Below are 12237 nucleotides of genomic sequence, written 5' to 3' on the forward strand. Positions count from 1 at the left end.
TAAACGAAAGAAAATATCTAGTTATTGACCGTCAATTCAGCCGTCAAAATAAGAAGAAAAATAAGGAGATAATTATGCGAAGAGGCGAAAATATTTACAAAAGAAAAGATGGACGTTGGGAAGGACGTTACAAGAAAGGATACAAACCCAACGGACGAATCAAATATGGCTATATCTATGGAAAAACCCTCAGTGAAGTGCGAAGCCAATTATATGCAATGAAAGCTTACTATAATACGCGTCAAGAATTGTATGGCAATGTTTGTATCCCTTTTGAAGAGTGGGGACGCCAATGGCTGAATGAAATTCAACAAGGATTAAAGCCAGCGACTTACACTTCCTACTATTATAAGTTGACGAAATACGTCTTCCCTTATATCGGAGAATACGATCTTAACGAACTAAAGCTGGAAAATGGAAAGCACTTAGTAAATCAGTGGATAGAAAAGGGACTGGAAGTCTCAACGATGCAAGTCATTTTAGGCGTTGCCAAGCAATGCCTATACGAAGCCCAAAAACAAGAGTACCTAAAAGAAAATCCGTTTCGATTCTTAAAACTACCGAAAATGCGAAAGAAACCCATTCGTGCGTTAACGCGGGATGAACAAAATAACCTCGAGAAAGCCGCGCTATCGAGAAAGAATCACACAGGATTACCAACCTACTTAGCGCTGCATACAGGACTAAGAATCGGAGAGATCGCTGCACTGGAATGGAGTGACATAGACTTTGAACGCGATATCATCACCGTCAATAAAACGTATCAACGTGTCGCTCTAGAATTTGATGGACAGAAAACTCAGTTGAACCTTGGCACGACAAAAACAGAATCCGGCACACGCTCTGTCCCATTCGGTCTTCCTTTGAGAAAACAGTTACTCAGCTATCGCCGCAAAGCCAAAGGAGACCATGTCTTCTCCACAAAAGGGAATCCAGTGGAACCGCGATTATTAACTTATCATTTCCATCAGTTACGAAAACAATGCGGACTAGAGGACATCCATTTCCATCAATTGCGTCACACCTTTGCGACTCGCTGCTTAGAAGAACAAAGCGACATTAAGTCCGTCAGCGATATGATGGGGCACCGCTCTACCCAGTTGACCTTGGATACCTATGCCGATTCCATGATGGAACAGCGAATAAAAGTCATTTATCAGATGGAAACCGCCCTGCGTGCGCGAAAATAAAGCATAAATAATTAAAAAAATTTTCAACCCCAAAATTCTGCCTCCCTTTTTTTCTCACTCGAAGTAAGCGCTTACTAAAATGAATTGTTCCTTCAATCCGTATATTTCTTAAAAAATTAAATAAAAGAATCGGTGAAATTTGAAGCTAAAATTCACAGACACTTTATGCGCCGTCAATCACCGTCAGAGAGGGGCTGTGAGGGGCGGTTTCATCGTTTTTTTATAGAGGTTCATAGTTTTAGATAAAACTCGAAAAAAAAGTAATCCTAACTTAACAAAAAAAGTTCTACCTAATTCAATATCAAATGTACCATTTCCGTACATTATAGATATAAAAAATTAAATTATATTAAGGAGAGAAAAGAGATGAATAAGAAAAAATTAGTCACAGGATTGTTAAGTACAGCATTCCTAGGCGGGGTATTGGTTACCACAGCATTACCGGCAGATGCGGCTACATATGGCAAGCAATCAACCGGCTCTGTTACGTTTAAGAAAGGTCAATTAGTCACACCACCAGTTACACCGCCAGTTACGCCACCAGTAACACCACCGGCTGGAACAGATTTTGGTTTGATTTATGTTCCAAAAGAATTCAACTTTGCGGAAACAGCAGTTCCTACATCAACTGTAACAGCACCGACAGCAGTTCCAATTGATACCAACTGGGAAGGTAGTCCTGCATCAAATACAGGCGGATCGGGTCTTACTAACCCAACCACTAAACATTTCTTAGTAGGAGATGTACGTGGTACTCGTGCTTCTGGTTGGAAATTAGAGGCGAAACTAACTGCTGATCTTTCAACAGGTAGTAAGGATTTAACTGGTGCAACGATCACGATGAACCAAGCCCTTAACTCTATGGACCCAAATACTTGGATAGCAACTCCAGCTACTCCAACGGTTCATACACCAGATATGGTTCCTACATCAGTAACATTAAGTACATCTTCTGCAACTGTTATGACCGCATCTGGTGAAACAAATCTTGGCGATGCAGATGGTCGTGGTGAAGGTTATTGGCAAGGTGAATTTGATAACATTTACTTGAATATTCCAGCAGGTCCAATGAATCTTGTTGCAACTGGTGAACAGTACAAAGGAACAATCGACTGGACATTAACAGATTCGATTTAATAAAAAGAATGGAAAGGACAGGTTGAAGATACGGGGTTGTCTTCAGCCTGTCCTGTCTAAAGGAGCCGAACATGAGACGTAAAATCCCTATTTTATGCTTGTTGCTATTGATTCTATTTCCTGTAACTAGTTTTGCAGAAGATACGAAAGAATCACAAGTGATCACTGAAAATGAACAACGTGCTGGCTTTACAGTACAGGCGGTATTACCAGAGAACCAAATCAACGATCGGATCAGTTATTACCATTTATTAGTAGCGCCTAATCATAAGCAAACAGTTGAAGTGAGAATTATGAACAGTTCAGCTGAGAAGTCGACGTATAAAGTTGAAGTCATAAATGCAGCGACGAATCGTAATGGCTTGATTACTTATGATGAACGTGAAAAGAAGCCAGATGAGAGCATGCAGCTTCCGATAACGAAAATTGCTAAACCAAAGAGTAAAGAAGTGACCGTAGATGCTTTTTCAGAAGGCAAGGCAGAGATAGATATTTCTGTTCCATCAGAAGCTTTTAACGGGATCGTTTTAGGCGGCATTCGTATTTCATTGAAATCCGAAGATGATAAGGATGATGAAAAAGGTATGTCCGTAAAGAATACATACGGGTATGCGATCGGGATGATTCTGACGGAGAAAGAGGACACTCCGGTTTATGGGGAAACTGAACTTAAACTAACGAAGCTGCAACCAGAGATCGATTATGGGAGTAAAGTCCTAGAAGCCAGTATTCAAAATCCTAATCCTGAAGCTATGCAAAAACTAGTGGCAGAAGGAAAGATCGTCCGTAAAGGGCAAGAGAAAGCCTTGGCAAAGAACAAGCTGGAAAACGTCAAGATCGCGCCAAACTCGATCTTCCCATTTCAGATTGATTGGGGGATGCAGGAAGTTACAGCCGGAGATTATACCTTTATCGGTAAAGTCACAGGAAAAAATAATAAATGGTCATTTAAGCAGGATTTTACGATTACTCGTGAGATGGCTCGAAAAATGAACAAGCAAACAGCATTCCGTATCTTTGTTCCTAACTGGTGGACGACAAGCTTCTATCTAGCAGGGATCATCACAGCGGCAGTGACAGCTTGGTTGGTTGTTCGTTTAATCAAACGAAAGAAAGGAAGGGAGATGCATGAAGAATAAAAATGGGTTGATTCTACTTGTTGGCTTGTTCTGTCTGAGTATCAGTACAGCTTCTGTATATGCGGCATCCTATTCATATGAAACACCAGTAGGAGTGGGATTTGTAGGCTCAACTAGCTCCTCTAGCTCATCAAGTTCTACATCAAGCAGCACCTCGACAAGCGCAACAACAAGTTCCAGTTCTTCAAGTTCCTCTAGTAGTTCGAATTCTAGCAATGTAGAGTCTAGCAGTTCCTCATTGCCTGATACAGAATCTAGCCAGAGAAAAGTAAGCAGCTTTTTCTGGGGAAATGATCGAGATGGCGGAACGAGCGGAACAACTCGCTACTATTCAGATGGGAAGCTGTTGCCAAAAACAGGAGAATTAGTCACGATCGCGTTGCCTTTTGTAGGATTATTTCTTATTTTATTTGTTTTCTTCTATTCAAGGAGAAGTAGGAGGGAACGGGTATGAAGAAAATGATAAAACGATTTACGAAAATCATTCCGATTTTGATGTTATTAATTACCCTAATTCCCATACAGGAGGTTTATGCAGCACCACCAATAGCTTTTAATGAAAATTTGGGTATTGATTTCGATATGAAGTTACCGGATGGTTCCCCGTATAAGGATGCTCAAGTATTGGTTGATATTAAAGAACATAGAAATCGTCCGCCAGCTCTCAATCAGTTCTTAACTATTGGCGGGTCACCTGCCCAGGATGTTGGAATCACTTCAACAACTGGCAACTACGTTCATAATTATGGTCTATATGATATAGGCTCAGTATTTCAATACCCAACTGGCTCTGGTGCCTTTGGAGGTAGTTTCCATTATGCTTACTATACAAATCTTCGAGTGATACCAGAAAAATATATTAAGAATGTTTCATTAGGGAGTGTAAAGGAGTACCGCTCGCAGGGGGTTACTTATGATGGCTTGTGGGACACCGCAACTCCTGTAAATGCCTATTATCCATTTCTAAATCCTACCTATCCCAAATTCACTGCACTACCTGGAGGGGTATTCAAATATGTTGAAACAAATTTTTTGTCTAGTGCCTACATTTTTCCAACCGTGGAGTTTGCTGTTGTTTCAATGGGTTCGTCAGTCGCCTCAAATGGTGCTTATAAAAATACATCCACAGACTCGTCAGGTAGAAAAATCTACTTCGTCGCAACACCGTATGAAATTGAAGAAAACTTTGTAGATGAAAGTGGAGTGTCTCTTACGCCTCCATCTGGATTCACTCAAGGAAAGAAGACCTATGCTAATGCAGAGCAGTTTACGCATACGATGAACTCACTACCGCTTAATTATACGGTTGGCGGAACTAGTTATAGGCTCAAAGGCTGGTATCAAGGTGCAACACAACCTTCGACTCTAAATACAGGGAATCCTCCATCCATAACAGTCGATTATACAGACACGAGTATTTCGAATTTTGATGATGAAGGGAAAATTACTGTTGTATACAGTAGTAGCCATAGTTTAGAAGAGAAATATGTAGATGAAAGCGATGCCTCAATCAATAGTGGAACCTGGGATACATCTCAATCAATTGCAGATGGGGATAATTTCACTGGAACACCAGCTGCTACAAAGACGGATACTAGTGGATCTGAGTGGGAATACACTGGTTGGAAAGATGGTATCTCTGGAGCTGTACAAACTGGCGCTATTCAGTTGAACAACATCACAAATGATAAAGATATCTACTATATCTATAAGCAGAAACAGCACACGATTACCGAAAAATGGGTAGATAGCACTGATGGGACAACGCTTATTCCGATGTCAACAAGCAACCCTCATTCTGCACTAATTTATGACAACGGAGGTTTTGGAGTGCCGGCAGGAGGATTCCCTGCTATTACAGATACAAGCGGGGCCATTTGGGATTGTGTCGGTTGGGAAAATCACACCGATGCGCCCGGAATACTCAATCCAACATCTACCGCAATATGGATGAATATTAAGGGAGATAAAGAATTTCGCTACCATTACCAAGCACGGAATACAACAGCGACATTGGACTTAATACCAACGCCGCAAGTGGTTGATAGTGGGAACAGTGTTGCGTGGGCTTCGCGAGTGACGAATACGGGAACTTCTGCGTTGAACAACTTGACGTTGAAAGCAACGAGTAACTGGGCTACCGGTCTAACTCATCCAACGCAAATAACTGTAACGCCATCAATTGGTGCGCCTCAAAACTTTACCGTTGGTGCAGGTGATTGGTTGACTGGTGTGAATCTAACTGGGATCAATATTCCGACAGGTCAGTATGCGGATATCACATTTACCGATACAGCGACTGGTGCGGTGAACCAGGTCCTGCCAGCTGAGATTGAGCTGGATGGAAATATGGCAACCTCATTGAAAGCAGAAAACTTTGTTCGTATCGATGATCCGAATGAACCAAATCTGGAACCAACAGGAAATGCGGGACTGATCAATATTCCTAAATTCGATTTTGGGCAAACAGAAGTTAAACCTTTCGCTCAGAAAAAGGGTCTAGATGCAGCTTCTTATCAAGGAACGTACAATCCGTATATTCGGTTTATGGATAATGAAAGCAACTTTGGTTGGGATTTGACAGTGAAGTTAGGACAATTTACTAGCGGGTCAAAAACACTGCCGACAGCTACCGCAATCCATTTGAATAATGGGAATCTAAAAGAGGTTCAAGACTACAACAAGCATAATGAATCTCTAGTTAACGGCACTTCAGTTGGAAATAAAATCATTCCTTCAGATGGCACGACGGTCGCTTTGACGAACGGAGCAGTGCAAGGTGTCTATCAATTAGACTACGCCTTTAATGATGTTGAGCTAGATTTATTAGCCCATACTGGAGTAGCTGGATTTTCTTATAAGGCTACGATGGATTGGACATTGACGACTTCAATATAAGGAAAGAGAGAGGAAACTATGTACAATTATGTCTGGCTATCTGCGGGATTGGGAGGTCTTTCCCTTATCCTAGCTGTCTTTTTCCTAGTAAAGGATCTGTCCTTTTCTGAACAGACAAAACAAAAAAAACGAACATATCTACTTGCCAACTGGGGAATGTTCCTCTTAGCGATCATCTGGATCGGTCTTAGCATCAGTCTATATATCTTGATCCAGAACCAGTTAACAGCTTAAAAAATAGCCGCTCGATTTCTTTCGAGCGGTTTGTACATATTAACGTGGTGAGTCATACCATACAAGAACGAGGTGGAAAATGAATCGCATATTGATCTTAACAAAAAATATCTCGGTGGAGACCTATTTGCAGCAGCAGCTCCAGAAATTGAATTATGAAGTATTGGTGTCTGTGTCAATCTGGGAAATGTGGGAGAATGCGCGCCGTGTGGATCAGTTCATGAAGTCCTTTCAATGGATATTCTTGAGTGAGACGATCTCAGAAGGTGAAGCAAAAGAGTTCGGAGAGCAGTTTCGCACGGATTGTTTAGTCAGAATCGTCGGAGAGGAACCGCCGAAAGAGCAGGTATCTGAATGGGATAAGTGGCATATTTTCGATTGGGTCTTAACGGCTACTACGCTGGAACGGCTGAGAGAAAAGCTGCTTCACAAAACCTTGATGCAGCAGGTGGAATTTATCCAAGCTCAGGCGACACAGCCTTTTTACGAAGCGCGCTCGTTGGCAGAAAAAAATAAAAAAGCTTTTCCGTTGTATTTTTCCGACATTCATTTTACCAAACTGGAAAAGGATATTATTCAACGGCTGGGGAAATCCAAGAGTTTGTCCTTAAAACGCGAGGAACTCTGTCGTGGTTGGCGCTCTAAAAATCAAAACTCTAAACTGAGCCAGCTCTCTTCGGCCGTGACGAAGATCAGGAAAAAGGTCTTCGAAGCTTATGGAATTGAAGAGGCGGTCCACACGATCTGGGGCGAAGGCTACCAGTTGAACACCTATTTTTATCAATGCTTGTTGAAGGGCGAGCTACGCGATCAGTCGCAACATGTAAGTATATAAAGCAGGAGGAATAACAATGAGTCAAATTTTACTATTAACCAATAATCCATTGAACGAACAAGACTTTGAGGATCGATTGCGTCAGTTGGGGCACGAGGTCTTTACTTCAAAGCTGATGATCAACTTGTGCCTGTTGGAGAAATCAACCCATGATCTTATCCGCATGTTTGACCTGATCATTTTAAGCGAAACTTTGGCAAACGCCGAAGTAAAAGAATTGTTAGGAACACTAAGGACTTGCGCGACCTCGATTCTACGGAAATCTGATGAACGATTGGAAGAGACGGATTTAGAAGAATGGAAGGGACTTGGTTTGACCGAATGGATCGAAAGTCAACCAACGCTAGAAGTCCTGCGGGAAAAGCTTAGCTGTGAAAAGGTTCGAAAAGAAGGAAATATCGTCTTCTTACCAAAAGCCGAAGAAAAACGGTCACTATCCAGCTTCTCTTTAAGCGGCGGTGAGGTGAAGCTCTTCCAAGTTCTCTATCAGCAGCAAAAACAAACAGTGCCGCGGGACGAACTCTGCCTGCGCATGTGGAATCGCGGCAAGAGCAATTCCAGCATGTCTCAGCTCTCTGTAATGGTCAAACACCTAAAGGGTAAATTAGCAGAACAAGGTGTAGAGGGTCCGATCATCGAGACTTGTTGGGGACGCGGGTATCGCATGCATGAATCTGTTTATGATCAAGTAGACGTCGATGTGGAAGAACTTAGTATCATGTAAGGACGAAGCAAGGACTGGGGAGGAAAGAAAATGAGTTGGGAACATGATAAGGGCATCCTCATTTTTATGGGAGTTTTGGTTGTTTTCATCATCTTCTGCGGCATAATGGCTGTCCGATCAGCGAAGAAGCAAAAACAGGAAACAGCGACAGAACAACGGCTAAGAAATGAACGAAATAATGAACGAATTCGTTACGGCTTCGTTCTTTTCTTAGCCATGGTTTGGTTGACTAGCAGTCTTTTGACCGTCTATTTGTATGAAGCAGGTCTGTTGAATCAGACCTTCAAGATTCCTCGTATTCTCACTTTCTTTTATGATGTCTTTGGAATAAGAATCGGAGCAATCATCCAGGCTGTCCTTAGTTTAGGTGTGATTGTCGAGACGGTTCATTCAATGATTAAGAAACATAAGAAAGTAAATGAACCCACGCGTTCAAAAGAAAGGGGCTAATAGAGTGAAAAAGTTTAGATTCATTGTAGGGTTGTTACTGGTATTAGGAATAGTCAGCGGATGTGGCGGAGGTGCGAATCCTCAAGAGGAATACAAAGAAGAATTGCAGAAACAAGCGAAGATGAACAGTGGTACTTTTGATATGACCCTTGATAGTCTTTCAATTAATGCTAAGGAGGAGGATTCTAATCCAGAAAACAAGATGATGTTCGACGTGCTCGAAAAGCAGCTAAAAGGAATCTCACTGACAGGCTCGTATCAAGAGGATAAGAAAACGAAGAATCAATTCGTGAGTCTTCAATTAAAGGCGCTTGGACAAGAGATACCTTTTGATTTTTATGAAGACCATCAAACGAAGGATATCTATGCCAGCGCGGAATCCTACAACGCCGCATTACAGTTGTTGGGACAATTCAATCCAGATATTTCTGCTCAGACTGTAAAAACGCCAAACATCGAAGGCAAATATATCTTGATGACACAAAAAGAGGCTGCCGAGGCAACAAGACAAAAGGAACTATCTATTCCCCATACAGAGCTTTCAGAATATATCGATAAGCTAGACAAAGACACCTTCAAAAAAGAAGGCGACAAGCTGACGCATCTCTTTACGAAAAAAGAAATCCAAGACTATCTATCTAAACAAGAGGTTACAGGATTAGAAAAGCTAGATAAGTTAACGCTTGACCTAACCTTGGATACGAAAAAGCATACCAAACAAGGCAAGATCACAGCTAAGAGCACGATCGAAGGTGTAAGCTATACCATAAAAATGACGATAAACCAAAAACCGAAAAACAACGATAAATCTGTCCAACTGCCGAAAAAAGAAGCGCTCATCCCAATCGAGGAATTTCTGGCAGAAGTCACACCTACAGTGCAAGTAGGCGATGAAGATATGGCTGAACTTCTTAAAACTATTGAAGAAAATAAAGACACTATCGACGCTCAAACCGCTGAAAATTTGAAAACAACCTATCGTGAACACATGAATGATGAGCAGTATCAGCAAGTTGTTCAAGCGTTAGATGAGGCGTTGGCGGAAAAAGAATGAGTAGCGAATAGAATCACTTGAAATTGAAAGAGTTGAAGAGAGATTAGCAGTAGAGAAGTCCATTGAGGCTTCTTTTTTTGTGGAGAGCGATGAGAAATCTGAGTGAAAACTAAAAAATGATTTATTTCATTCGTCGTATAAGCAACTTTTTACCGTATACGACGAACTTTGGTTTCTAGCTCCAAATTTGGGTTATCCTAACAGTAACTTAATTAATAGGAGGAATTACATTATGGCAGGAGCAATTACAGTCACACCCGAACAGCTGAAATCACAGGCGAAGGTTTATCAACAAGCCTCGGCTCAAATAGAGGACGCGATCCGCAAAGTCAATTCAATGAACCAAACGATTTCACAACAATGGCAAGGGGAAGCCTTCCGAGCTTACTTGGAACAATACAACCAATTAGAAGGCAACGTGAAACAAATGGAAGAATTACTGGAAAGCATCCATGGACAACTAAACAAATACGCGGACACCGTGGCAGAACGCGACCGCCAAGATGCTGGATCATTCGGCTTAAATTAATCAAACATGAGAGCATCAGTACATTGCGTGCTGGTGCTTTTTTCAAAAAGGAGCGAAAGAGATGGCGGTAAAAAGTAATCTAGGCGTTGCCCAACAACGAGCCAGCGCATTGAAAAGTGCGGCGGGCAGTTTGACCGCAGGCGGTGTTGCAACAAGTGATTCGCAAACGACTGTTGCGGGGAATAAATCCGCTCAAAATGCGGTGAAATCAACATACAATGCCGTGCTAAAAGTCAGCGAAGCAGTAAGCAGTGCGTCAAGTAATATCAATAGTGTTGCGAAAAACTTTGAGGCGATCGATCAAGCCGGAAAAGAATTATTTACAAGGAAGCAATTTTAATGAGTGAACAGCGATTAGAAGATATTCGAAGAGAACAAAGAAGCATCACGAAAAAAAGAGATGCGCTGTATGAACGTCAACGATCAGTCGACCGATTGAATGACGGCATCGGCACCTATTTCCGAAAAACACAACAGCTATTGCAAAAAACGCGGGAAACCTTTCGAAAAAACGACGGCGGCCGTGAATTTGATGACATCTATTCCTTCTTTTCTCGCGATGCCGGAAAAGCGATGGAAGCCCTCGGCGAAGAAAAAAGAGAAATCAAACGCGAACAGCAATTACTTGAAGAACAAGACCACGCACTAACGAAAGAAAAGAAGAAACTGTATAGCGAGGAGGAACCCAATGAGCATTGATATGTATGTCAGCAGTTCGCAAGCACAGGCGAGCAGCGTCAATTCGATGTGTCAAAAACAAATCCAAGGCTACCAAGAGCTGCAACAAGCCATTAACCAGTTCGTCATGAGCAGCGGAGAATTGCAGGGAAAAACCTACGACTCTGCAAAACAATACTTTTCGGCCGTTTTACAGCCCTTAGCCAAAGGTGGTATGCTTTTATCAGAAGCGGTAGCAGAAGCCTGCCAGAAATTTCCAGACGACTATCAATCCCAAGTCGATAGCGCAGACTTAAAATCCTCTGAGCTAGAAGAACAGATCCAACAATACCAACAAGGGATTGATACGGCGAATGCGATCATTCAAGCACTCTCAGCTAACCCAGAGATGGGCGTACTAATGAAATCAGTGTTGAGGGGCGTTAAGAATGTAAAAGAAGGCCAAGAAAAAGCGAAGAAGAAGTTAGAGAAGAAACTAAGAAAATTGCAGAAGTTTCATGCCTCTTCGCCTTCAATATTTTCTGAGATAGCGACATTAGAAGCAGCAATCAATACGGGAGCGGCACAAGCAGGTACTTGTTGGAATGCTAGTGCAGGAACTTTCTCTGTTCCTAAGCAAGAAGAGATGGCTTGGGCAGCAAATGTTAATACACTTTGGGAGAAAAAAGAAGCCGCGAAAAATGAAAAAATTGAAGTAAAAAAAGTCACGATACCGGGAAAAGTAAATGGCGACGGGTATTATTACCAGATATTTGTAGATGGTGTTTACGACAAAGAAGCGTCGGAAAAATATAATCTGGATAGAGTAAAGAAAAGAACCATTGAAGGCTTATACCATTTGGGAGAACTCTCTGGAATTAATGACCTTTATCGAGTTGCGACGGGCAAAGATTGGTATACTGGAACAAAAGATAGCCGCATAAAGGCTGCAGGGTTTACACTCTTGGATCTTATTGGTGGAAAAATACTAATAAAAGGTGCAAAAGCACTAAAAATTGGCGAAATTTTTAGTGCTGGAAAAAAAGTAACGAAAGTAAAAGTTACTACCAAAGCAGGCAGGACGATTAATAAAGGTACTGTGATTAAAGGAAAGAAAACTGGGAAGTATAAAAAGACCAGTGTGGTTGGAAAAATAAAGAGGACTCAAGCAGACTTGGATGATTTAGCTAGAGACCCTTCACATGGTGGGAGTATAACAAAAGGCTCTAAGTTAGAAAGGGACATTGGTTTAGTTTTAGAAGAAAGAGGAGATTTAGGTCATATTGTAAGAGATAAAACTGTTAATGGAGGATCAGAATTTATTGATACTGTCACTGGAAAGAAATATGATATTAAAAGTTTTATTTCCTATCCGAATGGTCATACCTCT

At 41.6% G+C, this 12237-nt stretch carries 14 protein-coding genes; all 14 read left to right on the forward strand.

Translation table 11 applies throughout. The features are described from left to right. Positions 1-1190: tyrosine-type recombinase/integrase (locus tag A5875_RS14740; RefSeq protein ID WP_369596955.1), on the forward strand; the 1190-nt coding region annotated here is incomplete at its 5' end. 366 nt (positions 1191-1556) lie between these two features. Further along, a complete protein-coding gene (locus A5875_RS14745; RefSeq protein WP_088934288.1) occupies positions 1557-2327 on the forward strand; it encodes a WxL domain-containing protein in 771 nt (256 codons plus the stop codon). Positions 2328-2398: 71 nt separating this feature from the next. Further along, positions 2399-3466 carry a DUF916 and DUF3324 domain-containing protein gene (locus A5875_RS14750; protein ID WP_088934289.1) on the forward strand — a complete coding sequence of 356 codons (1068 nt, stop codon included), beginning with the start codon at positions 2399-2401 and terminating at the stop codon, positions 3464-3466. Next, positions 3456-3920: an LPXTG cell wall anchor domain-containing protein gene (locus tag A5875_RS14755; protein WP_088934290.1), complete on the forward strand. Its 465-nt coding sequence runs from the start codon at positions 3456-3458 to the stop codon at positions 3918-3920. Before A5875_RS14750 ends, A5875_RS14755 begins: the two co-directional genes overlap by 11 nt. Then, positions 3917-6364, forward strand: a complete 2448-nt coding sequence (locus A5875_RS14760) for a WxL domain-containing protein (protein WP_088934291.1) — start codon at positions 3917-3919, stop codon at positions 6362-6364. The genes A5875_RS14755 and A5875_RS14760 overlap by 4 nt, the downstream gene beginning before the upstream one ends. Positions 6365-6382: 18 nt before the next feature. Continuing rightward, positions 6383-6598, forward strand: coding sequence for a hypothetical protein (locus tag A5875_RS14765; protein WP_088934292.1), 216 nt, complete (start codon positions 6383-6385; stop codon positions 6596-6598). A 79-nt stretch (positions 6599-6677) separates the two neighbouring features. Beyond that, positions 6678-7433 carry a helix-turn-helix domain-containing protein gene (locus A5875_RS14770; protein WP_088934293.1) on the forward strand — a complete coding sequence of 252 codons (756 nt, stop codon included), beginning with the start codon at positions 6678-6680 and terminating at the stop codon, positions 7431-7433. A 16-nt stretch (positions 7434-7449) separates the two neighbouring features. Next, positions 7450-8157: a winged helix-turn-helix domain-containing protein gene (locus A5875_RS14775; protein ID WP_088934294.1), complete on the forward strand. Its 708-nt coding sequence runs from the start codon at positions 7450-7452 to the stop codon at positions 8155-8157. A gap of 30 nt (positions 8158-8187) precedes the next feature. Further along, positions 8188-8607, forward strand: coding sequence for a hypothetical protein (locus A5875_RS14780; protein WP_088934295.1), 420 nt, complete (start codon positions 8188-8190; stop codon positions 8605-8607). A gap of 4 nt (positions 8608-8611) precedes the next feature. Beyond that, positions 8612-9661: a hypothetical protein gene (locus tag A5875_RS14785; RefSeq protein WP_088934296.1), complete on the forward strand. Its 1050-nt coding sequence runs from the start codon at positions 8612-8614 to the stop codon at positions 9659-9661. Positions 9662-9893: 232 nt separating this feature from the next. Next, complete coding sequence (locus tag A5875_RS14790) at positions 9894-10190, forward strand: WXG100 family type VII secretion target (protein ID WP_010742512.1); 297 nt, start codon at positions 9894-9896, stop codon at positions 10188-10190. Positions 10191-10251: 61 nt separating this feature from the next. Then, entirely contained in the window at positions 10252-10530 is a 279-nt protein-coding gene (locus A5875_RS14795; RefSeq protein ID WP_088934297.1) for a TIGR04197 family type VII secretion effector, read from the forward strand. After that, on the forward strand, positions 10530-10889 hold the full coding sequence (locus A5875_RS14800) for a DUF3958 family protein (RefSeq protein WP_088934298.1): 360 nt from the start codon (positions 10530-10532) through the stop codon (positions 10887-10889). The genes A5875_RS14795 and A5875_RS14800 overlap by 1 nt, the downstream gene beginning before the upstream one ends. Further along, positions 10879-12237 (forward strand): T7SS effector LXG polymorphic toxin (locus A5875_RS14805; RefSeq protein ID WP_254911877.1); only part of this gene is annotated, 1359 nt, incomplete at its 3' end. The genes A5875_RS14800 and A5875_RS14805, both read left to right, overlap by 11 nt.

Origin of the sequence: Enterococcus sp. 3H8_DIV0648 (assembly GCF_002140655.1) — a bacterium.
Lineage (GTDB): Bacteria > Bacillota > Bacilli > Lactobacillales > Enterococcaceae > Enterococcus_A > Enterococcus_A hulanensis.